The sequence below is a fragment of the Sphingomonas sp. UYP23 genome, from assembly GCF_054059235.1.
This window is the reverse complement of the sequence record NZ_JBSSBX010000001.1, coordinates 3561475-3584780: the sequence shown is the minus strand read 5'-3', so window position 1 is coordinate 3584780 and position 23306 is coordinate 3561475. Positions and strand designations below refer to the sequence as shown.

20 protein-coding genes and 1 tRNA gene are annotated in these 23306 nt (G+C 67.2%); 11 read left to right on the top strand and 10 right to left on the bottom strand.

The window, feature by feature from the left end:
* Positions 1-39 precede the first annotated feature (39 nt).
* Positions 40-606, bottom strand: a complete 567-nt coding sequence (pgsA, locus tag ACVWYO_RS17655) for a CDP-diacylglycerol--glycerol-3-phosphate 3-phosphatidyltransferase (protein WP_457352997.1) — start codon at positions 604-606, stop codon at positions 40-42.
* Positions 607-742: 136 nt separating this feature from the next.
* On the opposite strand from pgsA, the gene ACVWYO_RS17650 reads away from it, so the two are divergent.
* Positions 743-2032, top strand: a complete 1290-nt coding sequence (locus ACVWYO_RS17650) for an MFS transporter (RefSeq protein ID WP_457352995.1) — start codon at positions 743-745, stop codon at positions 2030-2032.
* 16 nt (positions 2033-2048) lie between these two features.
* Here the strand turns inward: ACVWYO_RS17650 and ACVWYO_RS17645 are convergent, their stop codons facing one another.
* From ACVWYO_RS17645 to ACVWYO_RS17635, 3 genes are all read right to left on the bottom strand, one after another.
* The gene (locus ACVWYO_RS17645; protein ID WP_170208004.1) at positions 2049-2213 is read right to left on the bottom strand and encodes a hypothetical protein; all 165 of its coding nucleotides are present in this window, start codon (positions 2211-2213) and stop codon (positions 2049-2051) included.
* Between the two features lie 87 nt (positions 2214-2300).
* Positions 2301-2684 carry an SMU1112c/YaeR family gloxylase I-like metalloprotein gene (gloA2, locus tag ACVWYO_RS17640; protein WP_457352993.1) on the bottom strand — a complete coding sequence of 128 codons (384 nt, stop codon included), beginning with the start codon at positions 2682-2684 and terminating at the stop codon, positions 2301-2303.
* Between the two features lie 113 nt (positions 2685-2797).
* Positions 2798-3307, bottom strand: coding sequence for an acyltransferase (locus tag ACVWYO_RS17635; RefSeq protein WP_457352991.1), 510 nt, complete (start codon positions 3305-3307; stop codon positions 2798-2800).
* Between the two features lie 661 nt (positions 3308-3968).
* Between ACVWYO_RS17635 and ACVWYO_RS17630 the strand changes: the two genes are divergently transcribed.
* Entirely contained in the window at positions 3969-4244 is a 276-nt protein-coding gene (locus ACVWYO_RS17630; protein ID WP_140849550.1) for an HU family DNA-binding protein, read from the top strand.
* A gap of 290 nt (positions 4245-4534) precedes the next feature.
* Here ACVWYO_RS17630 and ACVWYO_RS17625 read toward each other — a convergent pair.
* From ACVWYO_RS17625 to ACVWYO_RS17615, 3 genes are all read right to left on the bottom strand, one after another.
* Positions 4535-4611: transfer RNA gene (locus ACVWYO_RS17625), tRNA-Ile, on the bottom strand.
* Positions 4612-4622: 11 nt separating this feature from the next.
* On the bottom strand, positions 4623-5600 hold the full coding sequence (locus ACVWYO_RS17620; protein WP_457352988.1) for a polysaccharide deacetylase family protein: 978 nt from the start codon (positions 5598-5600) through the stop codon (positions 4623-4625).
* A gap of 62 nt (positions 5601-5662) precedes the next feature.
* Positions 5663-7489, bottom strand: a complete 1827-nt coding sequence (locus ACVWYO_RS17615) for a histidine kinase dimerization/phospho-acceptor domain-containing protein (protein WP_457355033.1) — start codon at positions 7487-7489, stop codon at positions 5663-5665.
* A 223-nt stretch (positions 7490-7712) separates the two neighbouring features.
* On the opposite strand from ACVWYO_RS17615, the gene ACVWYO_RS17610 reads away from it, so the two are divergent.
* From ACVWYO_RS17610 to ACVWYO_RS17570, 9 genes are all read left to right on the top strand, one after another.
* Positions 7713-8180 (top strand): Lrp/AsnC family transcriptional regulator, encoded by a 468-nt coding sequence (locus ACVWYO_RS17610; RefSeq protein WP_457352986.1) that lies wholly within the window; start codon positions 7713-7715, stop codon positions 8178-8180.
* A gap of 101 nt (positions 8181-8281) precedes the next feature.
* Complete coding sequence (locus tag ACVWYO_RS17605; protein ID WP_457355031.1) at positions 8282-9478, top strand: multidrug effflux MFS transporter; 1197 nt, start codon at positions 8282-8284, stop codon at positions 9476-9478.
* A 136-nt stretch (positions 9479-9614) separates the two neighbouring features.
* Positions 9615-9941, top strand: coding sequence for a hypothetical protein (locus ACVWYO_RS17600; RefSeq protein WP_457352984.1), 327 nt, complete (start codon positions 9615-9617; stop codon positions 9939-9941).
* Between the two features lie 165 nt (positions 9942-10106).
* Complete coding sequence (locus tag ACVWYO_RS17595; RefSeq protein WP_457352982.1) at positions 10107-13286, top strand: helicase-related protein; 3180 nt, start codon at positions 10107-10109, stop codon at positions 13284-13286.
* Between the two features lie 165 nt (positions 13287-13451).
* Entirely contained in the window at positions 13452-14087 is a 636-nt protein-coding gene (paoA, locus tag ACVWYO_RS17590; protein WP_457352980.1) for an aldehyde dehydrogenase iron-sulfur subunit PaoA, read from the top strand.
* Entirely contained in the window at positions 14084-15034 is a 951-nt protein-coding gene (locus ACVWYO_RS17585; RefSeq protein ID WP_457352978.1) for an FAD binding domain-containing protein, read from the top strand. The genes paoA and ACVWYO_RS17585 overlap by 4 nt, the downstream gene beginning before the upstream one ends.
* Positions 15035-15039: 5 nt before the next feature.
* The gene (gene paoC / locus ACVWYO_RS17580; RefSeq protein WP_457352976.1) at positions 15040-17244 is read left to right on the top strand and encodes an aldehyde oxidoreductase molybdenum-binding subunit PaoC; all 2205 of its coding nucleotides are present in this window, start codon (positions 15040-15042) and stop codon (positions 17242-17244) included.
* A gap of 89 nt (positions 17245-17333) precedes the next feature.
* Positions 17334-18377, top strand: a complete 1044-nt coding sequence (gene moaA, locus ACVWYO_RS17575; RefSeq protein ID WP_457352974.1) for a GTP 3',8-cyclase MoaA — start codon at positions 17334-17336, stop codon at positions 18375-18377.
* A gap of 6 nt (positions 18378-18383) precedes the next feature.
* Complete coding sequence (locus tag ACVWYO_RS17570) at positions 18384-19307, top strand: XdhC family protein (RefSeq protein WP_457352972.1); 924 nt, start codon at positions 18384-18386, stop codon at positions 19305-19307.
* 47 nt (positions 19308-19354) lie between these two features.
* Here ACVWYO_RS17570 and ACVWYO_RS17565 read toward each other — a convergent pair whose 3' ends face one another.
* Genes ACVWYO_RS17565 through ACVWYO_RS17555 form a run of 3 tightly spaced genes read right to left on the bottom strand, consistent with a single transcriptional unit; the run spans position 19355 to position 23189 of the window.
* Positions 19355-21685, bottom strand: coding sequence for a xanthine dehydrogenase family protein molybdopterin-binding subunit (locus ACVWYO_RS17565; protein ID WP_457352969.1), 2331 nt, complete (start codon positions 21683-21685; stop codon positions 19355-19357).
* On the bottom strand, positions 21682-22668 hold the full coding sequence (locus ACVWYO_RS17560; protein ID WP_457352967.1) for an FAD binding domain-containing protein: 987 nt from the start codon (positions 22666-22668) through the stop codon (positions 21682-21684). Before ACVWYO_RS17560 ends, ACVWYO_RS17565 begins: the two co-directional genes overlap by 4 nt.
* On the bottom strand, positions 22665-23189 hold the full coding sequence (locus tag ACVWYO_RS17555; protein ID WP_457352966.1) for a 2Fe-2S iron-sulfur cluster-binding protein: 525 nt from the start codon (positions 23187-23189) through the stop codon (positions 22665-22667). The genes ACVWYO_RS17560 and ACVWYO_RS17555 overlap by 4 nt, the downstream gene beginning before the upstream one ends.
* Positions 23190-23306 lie beyond the last annotated feature (117 nt).

The following is a 23306-nucleotide window of genomic DNA, read 5'->3' as shown; positions in this document are numbered from 1 at the left end:
GCGCGCGGCGTCGATCCGACGATGCCGCGCGCCGCTCGCTCAATCCATATATTTCAGACCGGCGCGCAGATAATCCCAACCGGTCATCACCGTCAGAACGGCGGCGAGCCATAGCGCGACCAGGCCGACCTGCGCGACAAACGCATATTCCGGGACTGCCCCGCCAAGGATCAGCGCGCCGAGCGCGACCAGCTGGATCGTCGTCTTCCATTTCGCAAGCTTCGACACCGGCACTGAAACCTGCAGCTGGGCGAGGAATTCGCGCAGCCCCGACACGGCGATCTCGCGCAGAAGGATGATCAGCGCGGCGATTTGGTGCAGCCCCTGGATCATCGCTGGGTTCCCGTCGCGCGTGCCAACGAGCAGCAGGATGACGGCGGCCACCATGATCTTGTCGGCGATCGGATCGAGGAACACGCCGAGCTTCGACACCGTGCCCTGCGCGCGCGCGAGATAGCCGTCGAAATAATCGGTGATCGCCATCAGGCAATATAATCCGAACCCGGCGGCGTACCCATCGGCCCAGCCCGGCCACCACAGGAACCAGGCGAGCAAGGGCACCGCGACGATCCGCGACAGGGTGAGCAGGTTGGGCAAGGTCAGCACCGCCTTGCTCTACCCGTCGGATCGCCGCCTTGAAACCCCATCCGAACGCCTCAAAACCCAGAAGCAGGTTGCTGGCGCCATACCGCCTAGTCTATGGGCGGCCCTTATTCTGCCACATCGAGGCCGTGAACACACCATGCTCAACGCGCTCGGCTTGCTGAAAGAGCGCCGATTTCTGCCTTTGTTCGTCACCCAATTTCTGGGCGCGTTCAACGACAATCTCTTCAAGACCGTGATGGTACAATTCGCGATCTACAAGATTTTCGCAGACCCCAAGCTCGAACAGAATTTTACCGCGTTCGCGACCGCGATCGGGATCCTGCCCTTCTTCCTGCTTTCGGCGCTGGCCGGACAATTGGCGGACACGCACGACAAGGCCAAGATCATCCGGATCGTCAAGCTGGCGGAGATCGGCATCATGATCGTCGGCGCCGCCGGCCTGATGATTGCGTGGGGCGGCTACACCGTCCCCGGCCTGATCCTGATGCTCGCGGCGGTGCTGTTCCTCGGCGTCCATTCGGCATTCTTCGGCCCGATCAAATATGCGATTCTTCCCCAGCATCTTCACGAAGACGAAGTGCTCGGCGGCACCGGCCTGGTCGAATCGGCGACCTATATCGCAATTCTGATCGGCACCGTGCTCGGCGGCTTCATGGCGGTCCAGCATGCCGCGATCGTCGTATTGATCGTCGCCGTCATCGGCTGGGTCGTCTCGCTCCAGGTTCCGCCCGCGTTGCGTGAGGGCAAGGAACTGGTGGTCAGCTACAATCCCTTCACCTCGTCGTGGCGCCTTATCTCCGGCACGATGCACATCCGGCGGCTTTTCCTGGCGATCTGCGCGATCAGCTTCTTCTGGACGATGGGCGCGGTGCTGATCATCGTTTTCAATCCGCTCGCCAAGAACGTGCTGACCGCCGACAAGCATGTGCTGACGCTGATGATTGCCTTGTTCTCGATCGGTGTCGCGGTCGGCTCGGTCCTGATCAATGCCCTGCTCAAGGGGCATACCTCCGCGAAATACGGGCCGGCCTCAGTCCTGGCGATGGGCGCCTTCATCGTCGCTTTCTCGTTCCTGTGCCGCTCGTGGCGTGCGGCGCCTCCGGGGACGCTGTACGACGTGATGACCTTCGTCGAGACGCCGCGTGCCGCGCTCGTCATCGCCTCGTTGATCGGGATCGCGGTGACCGGCGGGATGTTCGTCGTGCCGCTCTACGCCTTCCTCACCACGACCGTGGCAAAGGACCAGACCGCGCGGACGGTGGCGGCGAACAACGTCGTCAATGCTGGCGCGATGACGCTTGGCGCGATCGGTGTCCAGGGATTGGCGATCGCCGGCGTTTCACCCGAAAACACGCTGTTGGTCGTGGCGGCGATGTGCCCGATCTCGGCCTGGTTGGCCTACAAGCTCCATCTCGCCTGCGACTAAGTCGCCCGGCAAACCTTCAGAAGATGAAGGTGTAGAAGCAGATGAAGAAGGCGGCGAAGCTCAGCGCGAACAGCCGCACGTCGCTATCATCCCGCGTCCGCGCGCGCGCGATCCGCGATTCGACAAAGGCCTGACGGAAGGGATGGCGTGCGCTGGGCGCGACGAGACTCGTATCGTGCATGACGGTAGTTAACGCGCCGTTTACGATTCCGACGCACGAATCTTATGGTTAGCACTGTCTAAATGCGGGACGCCGCGCCAGCCTAGCCTAGCGTGCCTCGTAGAGTTCGAGCGGCAGCCCGTCGGGATCGCTGAAGAAGGTAAACCGCTGATCGGTATAGGGATCGATCCGGATCGGCTCGACGGCGACACCGGCAGCCTCGAGCCGCGCGACCACCGGATCGAGATCGCCGACGCTGAACGCAAGGTGCCGCAGACCGCTCGCCTCGGGATAGGATGGCCGCGCAGCCGGCGCCGGGAACGAGAAGAGCTCGAGCTGCGCTGTACCGATCCGCAGATCGGCCTTCCACGACTGCCGCTCGGCACGATACACTTCATGGATCAGCTCTAGCCCGAGGAGTTCGACATAGAAGCGGCGCGACCGATCGTAATCGGTGCAGATCAGGGCGACGTGGTGGAGCGCATCGAGCATGCGCACGGCTCTACGCCGGGCGGTGGTGGGCGCCAAGCACGGAGCGTCGAGGCGCAGCGCGCGGACGATGATGCGCTCGACAGCACGTTCCGGCCGCTATGCTTCCCGTCGCGTCACGCCGGGAGCGCCTTGACCCGCCGCATTCCGCCGCCACCCACGTACAGGCCGTTGGGTTCGGTCGGACGGCTCACGACGGTTCCCGCCGCGATGACGCAGCCGGGCGCGATGTCGCAGCCCGGCAGGATGGTGCATCCGGCGCCGACCCACGATCCCTGACCGATAACGACCTGCAGAACAGTGTTGCGCGAATGATCCGACCGACGGTTGGGGTCGCTGCCGACGGCGTGCGTCTTGGTGATGATCGTGGCGCGAACGGCCACCCGCGCGCCTTCTTCGAGGACGAGCCACTCGCTTCCATCGACGAAGGCGTAGGCATTGAGGATCGTGCCGGGGCCCATGCGGAGCTTGCTGCCCAGATGACATCCGCGCTCGACGATGGCGGTCGGATGGATGTCCGCCCCCGCAAGGTTGAGCATCAGACGCCGCAGGCCAGGCCGGATCAACGACGTCCCTTGCAGGCGAAGCAGGAGGATGGTCAGCCCACGCCGCGCGATACTGGCCATCACCGCCGAATCCGACACGGCTCGGCGATCGTGACCGCGCACGCGCCATCGGTGAGGGCAACGCCCGGCCCCAGGCCAATGTCACAAACCCGTCGACCGTCCGCCGCCGCATCGCCGCGCGCGGTGATCGGTGACGATGAACAAGATGGGTTTGCAAACGAGATACGGTGCTGTTGGTTCGTCATATCCTCGGCGACAGACGCTATGACCGTCATACTGTTGTGGGTGTAGCCGGTGCCGAGACCTGATGGGTCGCATCGCAACGCTTGGCGTGAATGCCTCTATTGGGGATGTAGTCTAAAGTAACGAGCAACGCTGTGAACAAGCCCGCTGAATCAGCTGGCGCTCCCGTTGAGCACGCCGTCGATCGCGTTGTCAAAATGTATTTGGGGTCCCGTGCTACCTGCTCCCCGTTTTTAAGGCCGGTTATACTTAATTTTGCTATCGATACGACCTCGGTAGAGGCTTTTCGCAAACTCAGCAGACATTAACCTTCCGAGAGCGCGTTGCGGACACAGCCTGTCTCGTCATCCGACGTGCGGCTTTCGTGCAACTGGTCGCCGGAAGCGGATACGCCTCCGGCTGGCCCGCAGAGGCGCTAGTCAGCGTGACGGATTATCAGTAGGCGGCGCCTTCCATTTTAGCATGAAGGTGTCGAACCATGAACAATTCCGACCTCGTAGAGAAGATCGCCGCATCCAACGACCTGAGCAAGGCTGACGCGAAGAGCCTGGTCGATGCCGTGTTCGCGGCAATCGCGGATGCTGCCGTTGCCGGCGAGGAAATTTCGCTGAACGGCTTTGGCAAATTCAAGATCAAGGACAGCGCCGCGCGCGAGGGCCGCAATCCCTCCACGGGCGAGACGATCCAGATCGCCGCATCGAAGAAGATCGGGTTCACGCCGGCAAAAGCGCTCAAGGACCGCGTGAACGGCTGATCGCCACCCCTACGGCGACAACCACGCCCCCTTGCGACGGCCCCCCTCATCGGGTGGTGGCCGCCGCAAGGCTGGCGCGCGCGATGCCATAACGCGGTAACGCGCCTGCGGACATTATTGGGGCCCGCAACACTAAGATTCTGTGCGACCAGGTGGAGCCTTGCAGCGCGGAGGGCGATCTTCTCGCAAGGCACCTGAGCCTGAAACCCGAGCAGTCGCGCACTGCTGTAGGCCATACCCGTGGCGTCGGGCCGAGGGATCCGTTTTGGATACCACGGCCGTGTCGTGGATGGTGGGCCCGGCAGGACTTGAACCCGCAACCTAGCCGTTATGAGCGGCCAGCTCTAACCAGTTGAGCTACAGGCCCCCGCCCGCTCGTTAGCGCCCTGCCCCCGAAGCTGGCAAGCCCGCAGCGACAATCACTGCGTCGAGCGATGCGGGTTGCACGCCGCGCCGCGCCAGATCCGCGAACACCGCATCCCACCAGGCGTAGAACCGCGCGAGATCGGCGGCATCGCGGACATACGGAGTATGGCCAGTTGCCAGCGAAGGGGAATGAAAGGCGAAATTGAGCAGACGCAGCCCCTCCCCGATCGCCACCGCGATCGCCTCGAGCGCGTCCCGCAGCGGCATGTCCTCGGGCGTCAGCGCGACGCGCGACAAGAGGCCGGCGCGCGCGAACAGCGCACGCCCCTTGGGCACCGCCCCCAGCGTGCGATACAGCCGCGTTCCGCCACGGCGCAGCCAGCCGGTATGGATCGTCGTCAGCGGCAGTTCGAGCATTCCGCCGCCGGGGCCGGTGCGGAACGCGGCATTGCCGATCTCGGCGAAATCCGGACCGCTATCGCCGGTATAGGCATACCGCGACCGCATCGAACTATCGATCCGGTATCCGCGCTCGGCGAGCAGCCGCAGCGTGTTCGGCCCGATCCCGTAGCGCCCGGCGCGATACGCGATCGGCCGCGTGCCGATCCCGCGTGCGATCGCGTCGGTCAGCGCGTCGATCTTCGCTGCCTCGAGCGCTTCGGGGAGATTGCCGGCATAGCTGTTGGCCGGGTTAAGCGCTTCGTCGAACGGCGGATTGACCCACGGATGCAACTGCGTGCCGACCGCCGACACACCGTCTTCGAGCACCGCGGCCAATGTCGCGATCGCGCGCGGATCGGTCGCGATCGGATAGTCGACCATATAGGTCAACGGCACGCCGTGCTCGGCAAAGCGCCGATGCGCCGCGGGGAGCGCGGATATCGCCGATACGCCGTGCGTGTCGCGCGCGAGCGGAGCGTGCCAGTCGAATTCTTCCTCGGTATCGACAAGCACGACGAAGCGCGTGCCGAACGCGTCCGGCCACACCACCAGGTCGCGCGGCTCTGGCGCACGAGGGCGATGCGCTGTGGGTGGCGTAGGTTCAGCCACGGTCAGTTGCTGGACGCCTGCTCCATATCCGCAGGAAAGGCGACGGGCAGTCGCAAAGTCAAGCTCTGGTCACCGATCGTCAGGCTCCCGCGCAGCTCGACGGCGAGATTGCGCGCGAGGCGCAGCGCAAAACCAGTGCCGAGCAACGGCGCACCGCCGGTCTGGTCGGCGCGCTCGACTTCGGATTCGGCATCGATCGTCAGCAGCGTTTCCTCGGCATAGGCGGCGAGTGCCTGGGGCCGGTCGAATCCGATCACGACCGCGCCCTCGTCGCGCCGGGCAGCAACACCGATCCGCTCGCGCGCGCCGCCTGCGGCCACCAGCGTCGCGAGCAAGCGCGCGATCAGCCGCTCGACCGCGCGGTCGTCGCCGCGGATCGTGAGTGCGGGGTCGGCCACCGCCAGATCGAGCACAACACCGCGCAGCGCCGCGAGCGGCGCAAGATCCTCGGCAATCCTGGCGAGCAGCGGCACAAGCGGCACGTCGCCCGCGCGCAGGTCGAGCGCATGCGTCTCGATCCGCGCAGCCATGTCGATATCGTCGATCGCGGTGAGCAGGCTGCTGGTCTGGCTGCGGATCACACCTGCTTGCTCGCGATACGGCGCGGGGACCGGGCCGAGCATCTGCGACTCGATCATTTCGGCGAAGCCCGCGATCGCGTTGGTCGGCGTGCGGAGTTCGTGCGCGAGCTGGCGCAGCGCATCGGCGGCGGGACTGCGCGTTTCGCGCGCCGGTGCCGCGGTCTCGTCGGCCCGCGGACGCCGCGCGCTGCCGCGATAGCCGGTGAAGCGGCCGGTCGCGCGGTCGAACACCGGCATCCCGGTGATCCGCCACTGACCCGCCGCGTCCGACGTCCCATCGACCACCAGCCGCGCATTGATGAACTCGGCGCGACGCCGGAAAGCACCCGCGGCACCGCCATCGACCGGCGACCCGAGCGCACCATGATCGAGCGTCAGCCCGATCAGCGGCGCACGCGCGGCGCCCTCGACCCAGCGGACAACGCCGCCGGCGTCGGTTTCGAAACGGAAAGTCTCGGCGTGGCGCGGCTCGATGACGAACAGCTCGGGCTGGATGGCGGGCGGCGGCGTCGGCGCTTCGGCGCGCTGGCGCTGATAGGCGTCGATCCGCGCAACGAGCTCGGCGATCGGGAAAGTGCCCGACTGCGATTTGGCGGATGGGGGCTTGGCGGCTGCCGGTGTGGCGATCGCGCTATCCGCCGCCTGTTCGGCGCGACGCCGCGCCTCGGCGACGAGCGGCATCGACGCCGCGACCGACGCGATCGACAGGAAGGGTGAGACGGGCGCGATCGTCTCGGGAATGACGAACGGCTCGGGCTCGGCGAGCGGGACAGCGTGCGCTTCTGCAACACCCGCGATCTCGGGCACCGTGACCTCGTCCACGAAGGGCTCGGGCACGGAGAGTTCGGGTGCGACGGGCTCTGGCGCGCCCAGCACGAAATCGACGCTGCCAAAGCTCTCGAGCGCGCGCTTCACCCCGTCCGCCAGATCACGCCGGTGGCGCAACACCGAACGCGCCGCGGGAGACAGCGCGGGCAGGATCGCAACCCACTCGTCGATCGACAGCTGCGCGCTGCGCAACACCGGCGCGGCGATGGCAAGTTCGTCCTGGGCGAAGAACGCGACGAGCGCGGCTGGCGGCGTCGCAAAGGCGAGCGCACGGGCGCTCGCGGCGCGGATCGGCGGCGGAACGTCGCGGCGGATCTGCGCAAGCCGCGCGATCGCCGGTGCGTTCGCCGCAGCCCGTCCGCGCCCGATCAGATCGACCAACTGCCGCCACGCCGACTGCGCGCCGAACGCGGTCGACATGTCTGCCGAAAGCACCGTGTCCAGGCTATCGTCGAAGCGCACGTCGCGTCGTCCCCTTGGTCGCCCATCGCGCCGTAAGATTTTCTTAACTGGGCACGCGACTCGGTGGAAGCCCAAGATTTCGAGACGTCGCATTGTGGGACAATTGCGTTCGCCGGCAATTATCTTATGCTGGGGACAGAGCATGCGACGCGAAAGACGCGTCGTAGGGGAGCCGCACGTAATGAGCTTTGATTCGATCGACCGGCGGATTCTGGAGCTGCTCCAGGACGACGGACGGATGACCAACGTCGAGCTGGCCGAACGCGTCGGGCTGACCGCCCCGCCCTGCCTGCGGCGGGTCCGCGCGCTCGAGGAAGCCGGCGCGATCCGGGGCTATCACGCCGAAATCGACGCGGCAACGCTCGGCTTTCCGATCACCGTGTTCGCGATGGTGTCGTTGCGCAGCCAGGCCGAGCATGACCTCGCCGCATTCGAGGACCATGTCGCGACGATCCCCGAAGTGCGCGAATGCCATATGCTCAATGGCGAGATCGACTTCATCCTCAAGATCGTCGCGAGCGACCTCAAAAGCTTTCAGGAAATCCTGATGACGCATCTGACGCCCGCGCCCAATGTCGCGAGCGTCAAGACATCGCTGACGATCCGTACCGCCAAGGCGCTGCCGGGGATCCCGATCCGCGCGGCGTAAGCACGGGGGTGCCGCACCTGCCGGCGGTAAATCAACGGATGGCCTTGCGGGCCGGTTCGGCCTAGGCGGCAGCGATGCTTGATACATCGACCGCCCGGACCATGTCGCAACGCGAATTCGTCGCCTTCGTCGCGGCGCTGATGGCGGTCAACGCGCTGGGTGTCGATCTGATGCTGCCCGCGCTCGCCGACATCGGCCACCGTCTGGCGATCTCCACCGCGAACCAGCGGCAGTGGATCATCACGATCTACATGCTCGGCTTTGGTTCGGGACAGCTCGTGTACGGCCCGCTCGCCGATCGCTACGGACGGCGGCCGATCCTGCTGATCTCGCTCGTCGGGTTCGTTGCAGCGAGCATCTTCGCGGGCGGATCGCAGACCTTCACCGCGCTGCTCGGCGCGCGCTTCCTGCAGGGACTGATGTCGGCGTCGACGCGCGTGCTCGCGGTGGCGATCGTGCGCGATCGCTTTTCGGGACGGCAGATGGCACGGACCCTCTCGGTCGCGCAGATGATCTTTTTCCTCGTGCCCATCCTCGCGCCAAGTCTCGGACAGGTATTGCTCGCCTTCGGGCCATGGCGTTTCATCTTCTATGCGCTCGCCGCCTTCGCCGCGTTCGTGCTGAGCTGGACCTTCTTCCGGCTCGGAGAATCGCTGTCGGTTTCACGGCGGTCGCCGCTGTCGCTGGCGGCGCTCGGCCAGGCCTATCGGCTGACGCTGACCAACCGCTATTCGGCGGGGTACGCCGTCGCCGCGTCGATGACGTTCGGCGCGATCATCGCGTTCGTCTCCTCGTCGCAGCAGATCTTCGTCGAGGAATTCCACGCCGGCGAGCGCTTCACGATCCTGTTTGCCATCTGCGCGTTCTCGATGGGCTGCGCGGCCTTCGCCAACAGCCGGCTGGTCGAGCGGCTCGGCACGCGGCTTATCTCGCAGACCGCGTTGCTGGTGCTCATCGCGCTTTCGGTGCTGCACATCGCGGTAATCGCCGCGGGGGCCGAGTCGCTCGCGACCTATATGGTTTTCCAGGCGCTGAGCATGACCTGCATTGGCCTGTGCGGATCCAATTTTGGCGCGATGGCGATGGAGCCGGTCGGGCATATCGCCGGGACGGCGTCGTCCATCCAGGGGTTCATCACCAGCGTCGGCGCGGTCGTGGTCGGGTCGCTGATCGGACAATCGTATAACGGCACGACCTATCCGCTTGCGATCGGGTATCTCGCGATCGGGCTGGTCGTGCTGGCGATCGTCTATTGGGTCGAGGGCGGCCGGCTGTTCCACGCACACCACGCGCGCTGAGACCGGCGGCAGGGATCGGTTGGCGCAACGATGCGTCGGGCCGAGCCGGTTGCGCTTGCGGTCGCCCGAAAAGAGCAGAGGATGGCCCTGCAAACGGGCGGCCGCTCAGGCACGACCCCACCATAGGAGCAGCACGATGGACTCGAGAGCCGGCAAGGAAGTCCATGACCTTATCAGTTTTGTCGGACTGCGCGCGCATGCCACCGCGGTCGGCCTGCTCCAGCTCTCGGCCGAGCTGGTCAAGGCGGGCGTGCTGCAAGAGGATGCGGTGACGCGGATCAAGGCCGCGATCGCCGACGAGCTCGAGCTTTCGCGCCCCTCCACCGTGTCGAAGGCGGAATTCGATCGCACGACGCGCCGGCGGCTCGACCGGCTTTTCGCCGGCGAGGAAAAGCTCGCGCCCGGGCCTGATCAGGACGAGGCGACCGACACTGGCGCCCACGCGGCCGAACGTTCGTCCTGATCGAAGTTAGTTACCGAAAAAAGCCGTGCTTTTCGCGGGACCAAAATCGCGTTTCCGCCCGTTAGGACGCACCTGACGCCGGGAGAGACTGCTGCGATGACGTGCCGATCATGAGCGAAGACGAGCGAGCGGTCTGCACCAAGACATCCGGACCGGGACACCGCCGTGCTGCTCGCTGACGCAGCACCGCCCGCCGGCAGCCGCACGACGCCGCGCGACGCGACGATCGGGGTTGTCGCGACCAAGCTCGCCGAAGCCGCCGCCACGCACGATATCCTCTACATCGCCACCGATGAACAGCGTGCCGAAGCCGTCGCCACGGCGCTCGCCTGTGCCGCGCCCGACAAGCTGGTGGTGCACAGCCCGTCGAGCGACGCCCTGCCGGGCGACACCGCACCCGCCTCGCCGACCAATGTCGGGCGCCGCATCGCCGCGCTCCGACGGCTGCGCGTCGCGCTGACCGAGCACCAGCGAGTCGCCTTCATCACCACCGCCGAGGCTGCCGCGGCCGCCTACCCGCGGCCCATCGCCTTCGACGACGCGCCGCCGACGCTCGCCGTCGGCGACCCGGTCGACATGGCGGTGCTCGCCGAAATGCTTGGCGAAATTGGCTATACCGCCGATGACCGGGTCGACGAACCCGGCGAGATGGCGCTGCGCGGGCAGGTCGTCGACCTGTTCCCGGCCGACGCGGTGGCGCCGGTGCGGATCGAGATCGTCGATGCGGCGATCGCCGCGATCCGGCTTTACGATCCGATCTCGCAGCTCGGCACCGAAGCGATCGACACGATCCAGATCGGCCGCGTATCCGAGCCGCCGCTCCGCGCCGACTGGGTATCGGTGTTCGACCATGCGCCCGACGCGGTCATCGCGGTCGATCCCGAAGGCGATACGCGCCGCGACCGCTATGTCGGTCTGGCCGTTGCTGCGGCCAAAGCGCGCGGGATCGAGACGCTGCCGATCGTCGATCGCAAGCGCCAGAGCAAAGCGCTGAAGAACCGTACGACGATCGACGTCGCGAGCGCCGACGAACAGCCCGTCCCGCGGTTCGTCGAGCGCAAGGCGCCTGGGCGGGCGTTCGCGCGCTTCGCCAAGGCCGCGCTCGCGCAGGGCGATCGGCTCGTGCTGGTCGGTGCGGCGCGCGACGTCCGCTTCCTCGCGCCCCGCCTCGCCAAGGCACAGGGGATCGCCTTTACCAGGGTCAGCCACTGGGCCGAGGTCGCGGCGCTCGATCCGGGCAGTGCGGTGATGCTCGACATGCCGATCGAACACGGCTGGCAGGCGCCGGGGCTGACCGTGATCGCCGCCGCGGATTTGCTCGGCAGCCGTGTCCAGGCGACGCACGCCACCAGCGATGCCGCGGCGACCCTGCTCGGCGACATGGGCGACATCCGCATCGGCGATGTCGTCGTCCATGAGGATTTCGGGATCGGCCTCGTCGCCGGGGTCGAACCGTTGGGTGTCGATGCCGATGGCGGCGACGCGATCGTGCTTGAATATGCCAATGCCGGCCGGCGGCTGGTGCCGGTCGAGGATGCCGATCGCATCTGGCGCTACGGCGCCGATCAGGACGCGGTCGCGCTCGACAAACTCGACGGGTCGAGTTGGCAGAAGCGCCGCGGTGCGATCGACGCCGCGGTCGCCGAGAGCGCCCGCGGGCTCACCGCGCTCGCCGCCGAACGCGACCGCAGGACCGCGGTCGTGCTCGAGCCCGAAGTCGACGCGTATGAACGCTTCGCCGCCGAATTCGCCTTTACCGAAACCCCCGATCAGGCGCGCGCGATCGCTGCGACGCGCGGCGATCTGGCGGCGGGTAAGCCGATGGATCGGCTCGTCGTCGGCGATGTCGGCTATGGCAAGACCGAGGTTGCCCTCCGCGCCGCCGCGCTCGCCGCGCTTTCGGGCAAGCAGGTCGTGATCGCCGCACCGACGACGGTGCTGGTGCGCCAACATATCGAGCTGTTCGCCAAGCGCTTTGCGGCGACCGGCCTCGCGGTGGCCGGGCTGTCGCGGCTGTCGAGCCCGGCCGAAAAGAAGGCGGTCAAGGCCGGCCTCGCCGACGGATCAATCGCGATCGTGATCGGCACCGGCGCGGTGGCGGCGAAGGGCGTCGCCTATCGCGATCTCGCGCTCGTCGTGATCGACGAAGAGCAGCGCTTCGGCGCCGCGGACAAGGTGAAATTGCGCGGGCTCAACCCCGACGGTCATGTCCTGACGCTCACCGCGACCCCGATCCCGCGAACCTTGCAGGGCGCGTTGGTGGGGTTGCAGCAGGTCTCGGTGATCGCCACCCCACCCGCGCGGCGCCAGCCGATCCGCACCAGCGTCGGCAGCTTCGATCCGGTGACGGTCCGCACCGCGCTGCTGCGCGAGCGCGAGCGTGGCGGGCAAAGCTTCGTCGTCGTCTCGCGGATCGAGGACATCGCGCCGATGGCGGCGCGGCTGGCCACACTCGTCCCCGACCTCACGATTCGCCAGGCGCACGGCAAGATGCCCGCCGCCGAGATCGACACCGCGATGGTCAGCTTCGCCAATGGCGATGGCGACGTTCTGCTCGCGACCAACATCGTCGAGGCGGGGCTCGACGTGCCGCGCGCCAATACGATGATCGTGTGGCGCGCCGATCGCTTCGGCCTGTCGCAGCTCCACCAGCTGCGTGGTCGCGTCGGACGTGGCGGGCGGCGGGGGCAGATCCTGCTGCTCACCGATCCCGACACCAAGGTCGCCGAGGCGACGCTCAAGCGACTGCGCACGCTCGAAGCGCTCGATACGCTCGGCGCGGGCTTTGCCATCAGCGCGCGTGATCTCGACATGCGTGGCGCGGGCGACCTGCTCGGCGATGCACAAGCCGGGCACATGAAGCTCATCGGCGTTGACCTGTACCAGTATCTGCTCGAATCCGCGTTGCGCACCGCGCGCGGCGAGCGTGTCGAACGCTGGACGCCCGAGCTGCATCTCGGGATCGCCGGCAATCTCCCGGCCGACTGGATCCCCGAGGACGATGTCCGCGTCGCGCTCTACGGTAGATTGTCGCGGCTGAATGACAGGTCCGCGCTCGACGCGTTCGAGGCCGAGCTCGAGGATCGTTTCGGCAGCCTGCCGCCACAGGCGCACGCGCTGGTCGCGGTCGCGCGGCTGCGGGTACTCGCGCTCGGCGCGCGGATCGCGCGGATCGACGCCGGACCAGCGGCGATCGCGCTGACCCCCCGCCCCGATTTTGCGGGCGATACGGCAGGGCTCGAGGCGAAGGGCGATCGGCTGTTGCTACGGGCCGCACATGACGACGCGGTCGAACGGCTGAGCGTCATCGAAACGCTGCTCGAAGGGTTGGCCACCGACGTCTGACGCCGCACTTGCCCCACCCTTCAGCGGCCTCGCTGCCAATTCCTTCAGACGGCATGAACCAAAGCGCGCGGTTGAGCGTTCGGTTGCGACGGATTATAGGTTGGCGCGTCAATTCGGCGCCGGCGGGGCAATGGCCGGAGGGCCATTTCAAACAGAGGACGTTCGGTGGATATCAAGAGCGAGACAGCGGTGTCGCGACGCGGCGTTCTGGTGGGCGGGGCGATGACGGCAGGGCTTGCAGCGATCCCGGCAGCGGCGGCTCCAGCGCCGGCACAACAGGAGCGGCCCATGACGATGCCCGTGACCCTCACCGTCAACGGCAAGAAGCAGACGCTAGAGGTTGATACGCGGACGACGCTGCTCGACACGCTGCGCGAGCATCTCCATCTGACCGGCACAAAAAAGGGCTGCGACCACGGCCAATGCGGGGCCTGCACCGTCATCGTCGACGGAAAGCGTATCAATTCCTGCCTCAGCCTTGCGGTGATGCACCAAGGCGACAAGATCACGACGATCGAAGGCCTTGGCACCCCCGAGCATCTGCATCCGATGCAGGCCGCATTCGTCAAGCATGACGGCTATCAGTGCGGTTATTGCACGCCAGGGCAGATCTGCTCGGCGGTCGCGGTGCTCGCCGAGATCAAGGCCGGCATGCCGAGCCATGTCACCGCCAGCCTCACCGACGCGCCACGCGCCACCAATGCCGAGATGCGCGAGCGGATGAGCGGCAATATCTGCCGCTGCGGCGCCTATTCGAACATTCTCGACGCGATGACCGAAGTTGCGGAGACCAACGCATGAAGCCGTTCAGTTATGCGCGCGCGACCTCGCCCGCCGAGGCGGCCGCCGCGGTCGCACGCACACCGAACGCCAAGTTCATCGCGGGCGGCACCAATTTGCTCGACCTGATGAAGCTGCAGATCGAAACCCCGGCGCATCTGATCGACGTGCAGGACCTCAAGCTCGATCGGATCGAGGAGACCAAGGACGGCGGACTGCGGGTCGGCGCGTTCGTCAGCAATTCGGATCTTGCGTCGGATGCGCGCGTACGGCGCGATTACGGCGTGCTCAGCCGCGCGATCGTCGCAGGCGCGAGCGGCCAGTTGCGCAACAAAGCGACCACCGCGGGCAATCTGCTCCAGCGCACGCGCTGCCCGTATTTCTATGACACCAACCAGGCGTGCAACAAGCGCAAGCCCGGCTCTGGCTGCGCCGCGATCGGCGGGTTCAGCCGCCAGCTCGGCATCATCGGCACGAGCGACGCGTGCATCGCGACCTATCCCGGCGACATGGCGGTCGCGATGCGGTTGCTCGATGCGAGCGTAGAGACGGTCCGCCCTGACGGCGTGGCCCGCGCGATCCCGATCGCCGATTTTTACAAGCTGCCCGGCAGCACGCCGCATATCGAGACGGCGCTGGTACCCGGCGAGCTGATCACCGCGGTCACGCTGCCCAAGCCGATCGGCGGGACGCACATCTATCACAAGGTGCGCGACCGCGCGTCCTACACGTTCGCGCTCGTCTCGGTCGCCGCGATCGTCCAGCGCGACGGCTCGGGCCGCGTCGCGGTCGGCGGGATCGCGCCCAAGCCGTGGCGCGTCGAGGCGGCCGAAGCGGCGCTGCCGCAAGGCGCCGCGGCGGTTACGCCCAAGCTGCTCGCCGGCGCCAAGCCGACGCACGACAATGCCTTCAAGGTCACGCTGGTCGAGCGCACGCTCGCCGCGGCCCTGATCGAAGCGAAGGGCTGAACGCCATGAAGTTTGATACACCCGCCGGCCAGAACCCGATCGATCAGCTCAAGCATGTCGGCAAGCCGGTCGATCGCATCGACGGCAAGTACAAGACCACCGGCACCGCGCCCTACGCCTATGAGCGCCACGATGTCGTTGCCAATCCGGCGTACGGCTATGTCGTCGGCGCGGCGGTCGCCAAGGGGCGGATCAGCCGGATCGACATGGCGGCCGCCAAGGCCGCACCCGGTGTGCTGACGATCGTTACTGCCGAAAGCGCAGGGCCGCTTGGCAAGGGCAATTTCAACACCGCCAAGCTGCTCGGCGGGCCCGAGATCGACCATTACCACCAGGCGGTCGCGCTCGTCGTCGCCGAGACGTTCGAGCAGGCCCGCGCCGCAGCGGCACTGATCGTGATCGACTATGCGCGCACCGCCGGCCGGTTCGATCTCGCGAAGGAACTGAGAGGCGCGCCGCTCCACAGCGAAAAGGGCAAGCCGCCCGTCACCAAGATCGGCGATTTCGACGCGGCATTCGGCACTGCGCTGGTCAAGCTCGACGCGACCTATACCACCCCCGATCACAGCCATGCGATGATGGAGCCGCACGCCACCACCGCGCAGTGGGATGGCGACAAGGTCACGCTGTACACCTCGAACCAGATGATCGCGTGGAGCAAAGGCGACGTCGCCAAGACGCTTGGCATTCCCAAGGACAATGTCCGGCTGGTCTCGCCCTATGTCGGCGGTGGTTTCGGCGGCAAGCTATTCATCCGTGCCGACGTGATCCTGGCGGCGCTCGGCGCGAAGGCCGCGGGCCGTCCCGTCAAGGTCACGCTGACGCGTCCGATGATGTTCAACAATACGACGCACCGCCCCGCAACGATCCAGCGGATCCGCATCGGCGCGGGCCGCGACGGCAAGATCACCGCAATCGCGCACGAGAGCGGCTCGGGCGATCTGCCCGGCGGTGGTCCCGAAACAGCGGTCAGCCAGACGCGCTTGCTGTATGCCGGCGCCAATCGCCTGACCTCGATGCGGCTCGCGGTGCTCGATCTGCCCGAGGGCAATGCGATGCGCGCGCCGGGCGAAGCGCCCGGGCTGATGGCGCTCGAAATCGCGATGGACGAAATGGCCGAGAAGCTCGGCATGGATCCGGTTGCCTTCCGCGTCGCCAACGACACGCAGGTCGATCCCGAAAAGCCCGCGCGGCGCTTTTCGCAGCGCCAGCTCGTCCAGTGCCTCGAACAGGGCGCCGAGCGCTTCGGCTGGAAGCAGCGCAGCGCCAAGCCCGGACAGCGCCGGGATGGCCAATGGCTGGTCGGGATGGGCGTCGCCGCTGGCTTCCGCAACAGCATGGCGATGAAGTCGGCCGCACGGGTCGCGCTCGACAAGAAGGGGATCGTCACCGTCTCGACCGACATGACCGATATCGGCACCGGAACCTATACGATCATCGCGCAGACCGCGGCAGAGATGATGGGGGTCGATATGGACAAGGTCGTCGTCCAGCTCGGCGATTCCGATCACCCGGTCTCTGCCGGATCGGGCGGGCAATGGGGCGCCAACAACTCGACCGCAGGCGTCTATGCCGCGTGCGTCAAACTGCGCGAGGCGATCGCGCAGAAACTGGGCTTCAACTCGGCCGATGTGACCTTCGCGGGAGGCAAGGTGCGCTCGGGCAACCGCAGCGTCGCGCTGACCGAAGCGGCGGGCGATGCCGGGCTCGTTGCCGAGGACGCCATCGAATATGGCAACCTGGGGAAGACGTATCAGCAATCGACCTTCGCCGGCCATTTCGTCGAGGCAGCGGTGCACAGCCTGACCGGCGAGGTGCGTATCCGCCGAATGCTCGCGGTGTGTGCGGCCGGTCGCATCCTCAACCCGAAATCGGCACGCAGCCAGGTGATCGGCGCGATGACGATGGGCGCCGGTGCGGCACTGATGGAGGATCTCGCGGTCGACACGCGCTTCGGCTTCTTCGTCAATCACGATCTCGCGGGCTACGAAGTGCCGGTTCATGCCGACATCCCGCACCAGGAGGTGATCTTCCTCGACGAGGTCGATCCGACGTCGTCGCCGATGAAGGCCAAGGGGGTCGGGGAACTCGGCCTGTGCGGCGTCGGCGCGGCGATCGCCAATGCGATCTACAACGCGTCGGGCGTCCGGGTGCGCGAATACCCTGTCACGCTCGACAAGCACCTCGCCCACCTGCCCCCGGTGGCGTGAGACACGGGGCCGCCGGCGGCATGGCATTCGTGCCGCCGGCATCCTAAATGGTGTAGTCCGCCGTCGTTCGTTTCCGTTCGCCGTCTTTCATGAGTTGCCGTTTCCCGATGTCGAACCTTCGTCCCGACACTGCCCCGCCCCGCCCGCTGACCGACAGTTTCGGCCGCCGGATCACCTATCTGCGTCTGTCGGTGACGGATCGCTGCGATCTGCGCTGCCGCTATTGCATGAGCGAGGCGATGACCTTCCTGCCGCGCAAGGAGGTCCTCACGATCGAGGAGATGGGCGCGGTCGCCGATGCCTTCATCGCGCGCGGCGTGCGCAAGATCCGCCTCACCGGCGGCGAGCCGCTCGTGCGGCGCGGTGTCGACGATCTGGCGCGGTACATCGGCCGGCATATCGAAACCGGCGCGCTCGACGAGCTGACGCTCACCACCAACGCGACGCGGCTTTCACAGCATGCCGAGGCATTGTTCGCGGCGGGCGTGCGGCGCGTCAATGTCAGTCTCGACAGCCTCGATCCCGACAATTTCCGCCACATCACGCGGACGGGCAATCTCGCCGAAGTGCTCGACGGTATCGTCGCGGGCAAGGCGGCCGGGCTTTCGATCAAGATCAACATGGTCGCGCTGAAGGGTGCGAACGAGGATGAGATCGAACCGATGATCCGCTGGTGCGGGACGCATGGCTTCGACCTCACGCTGATCGAGACGATGCCGCTCGGCGTGGTCGATGAGGACCGCACCGACCGTTATCTCCCACTCGACGTCGTCCGCCAGCGGCTCGAGGAGCGTTTCACGCTCGACCGCGACGATCACCGCACCGGCGGGCCGGCACGCTATGTCCGTGTTCGCGAGACGGGGACGCGGCTGGGGCTGATCACCCCGCTCACCAACAATTTCTGCGAAGGCTGCAACCGCGTGCGGCTGACCGCGTCGGGCCGGCTCTATATGTGCCTCGGCCATGACGACAAGATGGACCTGAAGCAGGTGCTGCGCGAGGGCGGCCCGGGGGCGCTCGACGCCGCGATCGACACCGCCTTGCTCACCAAGCCGCTGCGCCACGCCTTCGAGATCGTCGACCGCAACGCCGCGCCCGCGGTCGGGCGGCATATGAGCGTCACCGGGGGCTGAAACGCGATGGCTGACAACGAAACCGCGCTCGCTGCTTTCCGGACCTGGCAAGGCGCGCCGCTGGCGCTGGCTACCGTGATTTCGACCTGGGGATCGGCGCCGCGCCCGCGCGGCAGCCACATGCTCGTCCATGCCGATGGCCGGCTCGAAGGCTCGGTGTCGGGCGGATGCGTCGAGGGCGATGTGCTCGCACTCGCGGCCGAAGTGCTCGCGAGCGGCAAGCCCGAGCGCCGCCAGTATGGCGTTGCCGACGGCTCGGCCTGGGAGGTCGGTCTGCCGTGCGGCGGCACGATCGAGGTGCTCGTCCAGCCGGTCTCCGACGCCGGCTTCCCGCCCGCTCTGTTCGACGCGATCGAGCATGCCCAAGGGTGCGGGCGCGGCGTGACGGTCTACACCGACCTGGCGACCGGGCGCAGCAGCCTCGCCCCGGTCGCGGGCGACAGCGTCTTCGCCAACACCTACGCCGCGCCGCGTCAGGTGCTGATCATCGGCGCGGTGCAGATCGCGCAGGCGCTGGCGCAGATCGCCGAGACGCTCGGCGTGAACGCAACGGTGATCGACCCGCGGACGCGCTTCCTGACCGAGGAGCGCTTCCCCGGCGTGACGCTGGACGATCGCTGGCCCGACGAAGCGGTGGCGGCGTACAATCCGGGCCCGTCGACGGCGGTGATCACGCTCAGCCACGATCCCAAGATCGACGATCCCGCCCTGATCGCGGCGCTCTCGTCCGAGACGGGCTACATCGCCGCGCTCGGCTCGCGCCGCAGCCATGCTGCGCGGCTCGAGCGGCTGGCCGCGGCGGGCTTCGGGCAGGACGATCTGGCGCGGATCGACGGACCGGCCGGGATCGACATCAACGCGATCGGTGCGAGCGAAATCGCGCTGTCGGTCGCCGCTGGCATGGTCAAGGCGCTGCACGACCGCGGCTGAGGCCGATGCTGTCCCCGGCCCGCGCCGGGACAGCAGTCGGATCCGCCTTACAGCAGCTTGTCGAGCGTGATCGGCAGATCGCGCACGCGCTTGCCGGTCGCGTTGAACACCGCGTTCGCCACTGCCGCGGCGACGCCGGTGATGCCGATCTCGCCGATACCGTGCGCGCCCATCGGAGCGTGCGGATCGGGGATATCGGTCCAGATCACGTCGATCTCGGGCACATCCATATGGACCGGCACGTGATATTCGGCGAGGCTCGGGTTCATCACGCGCCCGGTCCGCTCGTCGAACTGCGTCTCCTCCATCAGCGCCATGCCGAGCCCCATGATGATGCCGCCGCGGAACTGGCTCGTCGCCGTCTTGGCATTCAGGATCTTGCCGCAATCGAACGAGCCGAGGAAGCGGCTGACGCGCACTTCGCCGGTCACCGCATTGACGCGCACCTCGGCGAACATCGCGCCGTACGAATGCATCGACCAATGCTGCGTCTCGAGCGGCGCCGAACCTGCGGCCTCGACGCTGATCGCGTCGCGCTGCGCGCGCGACAGGATCGAGACATAGCTTTCGCAGGCGCTGGGATCGTCGAGCTTGCACAACCCGCCCTCGTAACCGCCGACCTCACTCGGCTTGAGCCCGGCGAGCGGCGAATCGTTGCCCGCCAGCTTGAGCAATTCGGTAAACAGCGCGTTCTGCGCCGCAATCACCGCCGCGCCGATCGACGCGGTTTGCTGCGATCCGCCGGCCATCACCGTTCCCGGCATCTTCGAATCGCCGTAGAGGAAGCTGACCTTGTCCATCGGCAGCCCGAGCCGCTCGGCCAGCACCATGGTGTGCGTCGTCGCGGTGCCCATGCCCATCTCGTGCGCGGCGATCTCGATCGTCGCGCTGCCGTCCCGGGTCAGCGTCAGGCGCGCGGCGCCGCCGGGCATGCGATAATAGGGATAGGTTGCCGTCGCGCAGCCCATGCCGACCAGCCATTCGCCCTCGCGGCGGCTGCCCGGCGTCGCGTTGCGCTTGTCCCAGCCGAAGCGCTCGGCGCCGCTGCGATACGCCTCCACGATGTTGCGCGACGAGAAAGGCATGCCCGACGTCGGGTCCTTCTCGGGCTCGTTGGTCTTACGCAGCGCGATCGGATCCATGCCCAGCGCGATCGCCAGCTCGTCGACCGCGCTCTCGAGCGCGAACGTGCCGACCGATTCACCCGGCGCGCGCATGAAGGTGTTGGAGAGCATGTCGAGCTCGACCGCCTCGACGCTGAGCCGGATGCTGCCCGCGGCATAGGCCGAGCGCGATGGCAGGATGAACGGCTCGGGCATGTTGTTGTGCGGCGTCATCGCCACGACGCCGGTGTGCAGCAGCGCATCGAACCGCCCGTCGGCCTGCGCGCCGAGTGCGACGCGCTGCTCGGTCAGCGTGCGCCCGCCGACCATGCGGTACACGCCCTCGCGCGACAGCATGAGACGTACCGGACGCCCGGCGAGCTTCGCCGCCGCGGCGCCGAGAATATGGTGCCGCCACAGCGTCTTGCTGCCGAAACCGCCACCGACATAGGGCGAGGTGACGTGGACCTGCGCCTCGTCGATCCCGAAGATCTGCGCGAGCGTCCAGGCGACGTGCGCGACGCATTGCGACGCGTCGTGGACGATGAGCTCTTCGCCCTGCCAGAACAGGGTCAGCGCGTGGAGCTCGATCGGATTGTGGTTGTGCCGCGGGGTGCGATAGGTCTGGTCGACGCTGTGCGGCGCGGCGGCGAGCGCGGCCTCGGCATCGCCGATCTCGACCAGCATCGGCGCGCCCATGAACGTCGCGGGCTTGCGATCGGGCTTGGCTTCCTCGAACGCGGTCAGGGCGACTTCGGCCTCATAGGTCACCGCGATCAGCGACGCGGCATGATCCGCGTGCTCCTGCGTTTCGGCAAGCACGACGGCGATCGGCTCGCCGTTCCAGGTGATGCGATCGTCCTGCATCACCGGCAGGTCGTCGCCGCCGACGGCCTTCGGTGCTGTCATGAAGGCGGGCGTCGTCTTCAGCCGTGGCGCATTCTTGTGCGTCATCACGAGGACCACGCCCGGCGCCGCCTCGGCCGCGGCGACATCGAGCGTGGCGATCCGGCCCTTGGCGATCGTGCTGTAGATCAGCGCGGCATAGACCATGTTCTCGAGTGGGAATTCGGCGGCGAAGCGGGCCGCGCCCTTGACCTTCAACGCTCCGTCGAGCCGCGAAACCTGTGTGCCGACGAGGCCATGCTTGTGCTGGATCAGCGGATCGGGAACGCCGCCGGGGATCCAGCTGTCGGGGGCGAGCTCGACCGCCTTTTTCATCACGGCCTGCATCGCGCCCTGCGCGAGCTGTTTGGCGTTTTCGACGATGCTCATGCCTGGTCTCCGCTCAGTTCGGCGAGGGTCGCGACGATCGCGCGCTTGGCCAGTTCGATCTTGAAGCCGTTGTCGCGCAAGGCCGCGGCGTCGGCCAGTTCCAGTTCGGCCGCGGCGCGGACGTTCGCTTCGGTCGGTGCCTGACCGCGCAACGCGGCTTCGGCCTTGAACGCGCGCCATGGCTTGTGCGCGACGCCGCCGAGCGCGATGCGGACATCCTTGATCGCGCCGTTTTCGAGTTCGATCGCCGCAGCGACCGAGATCAGCGCAAAGGCGTAGCTCGCGCGGTCGCGGACCTTGCGGTAGGTCGAGTGTGCCGCAAATGGGAGGGCGGGCAGCGCGACCGACACGATCAGCTCACCCGGCTGGAGTTCGGTATCGCGCTCGGGCGTGCCGCCCGGCAAGCGATGCAGATCGACCAGCGCGATCGTCCGTTCGCCATCCGGCCCGGCCACTAGCACCTGCGCATCGAGCGCGGCGAGCGCAACGCACATGTCGGAGGGATGCGTCGCGACACACGACGGCGACGCACCCAGGATCGCATGGATGCGGTTGAACCCGTCGATCGCGTCGCAGCCGGCGCCGGGCACGCGCTTGTTGCAGCGCGCGGCATCGTCATAGAAATAGCCGCAGCGCGTCCGCTGGAGCACATTGCCGCCGACGGTCGCGACGTTGCGGATCTGCGCGCTCGCCCCTGCCAGGATCGCGCGCGACAGCATCGGATAGTGCGCGCGGATCGTGCGGTCGGCCGCGAGCGCGGTGTTGGTCACCCCCGCCCCGATCACCACGCCGCCGTTGGCATCGACGTTGATCTCGCGCGACAGGCCGGTCACGTCGACCAGCGCCGCAGGACGCTCGATCGTCTCGCGCATCAGATCGACCAGGTTGGTCCCACCGCCGAGATATTTGGTGTCTGGCGTAGCGCCCGCGAGCGCGACCGCGCCGGGCACGTCCTCGGCACGGGCATAGCTGAACGGAGTCATGCCACTTCCTCCTGCCGCGTCGGCGCGGATGCGTAGGTCTCCGCAATCGCCGCGACGATGCCGTTATACGCGCCGCAGCGGCAGAGATTGCCGCTCATCCGCTCGCGCAGTTCGTCATGGTCGAGCGTGATGCGCTCGGCCGTCAGATCGCCCGTGACATGGCTCGGAATGCCGCGCGCGATCTCGTCGGCCATCGCCACCGCCGAGCAGAGCTGGCCCGGCGTGCAATAGCCGCACTGGAACCCATCGTGCTCGATGAACGCGCGCTGCAGCGGATGCAGCCCCTCGGCATCGCTCAGCCCCTCAACCGTGGTGATCGAGCGGCCCTGATATTGCACCGCGAGCGCCAGGCAGGAATTGATCCGCTCGCCGTCGACGATCACGGTGCAGGCGCCGCATGCCCCTTGGTTGCAGCCCTTCTTGCTGCCCATCAGGCCAAGACTTTCGCGGAGGAGATCGAGCAGGGATGTCCGGAGGTCGACATCGACCTCGACAGGCCGGTCGTTGATCGTGAATTGCATGCAGCACCTCGCCTCTTGATCCGGACCGCGGTCGTTCCGTCTGGATCCCGCCGCGACGTAACGCATCGCGGCGAGTCCTCTTCATCGCAGCTTTACGGCAGAAGCGCCCTGTCCGTC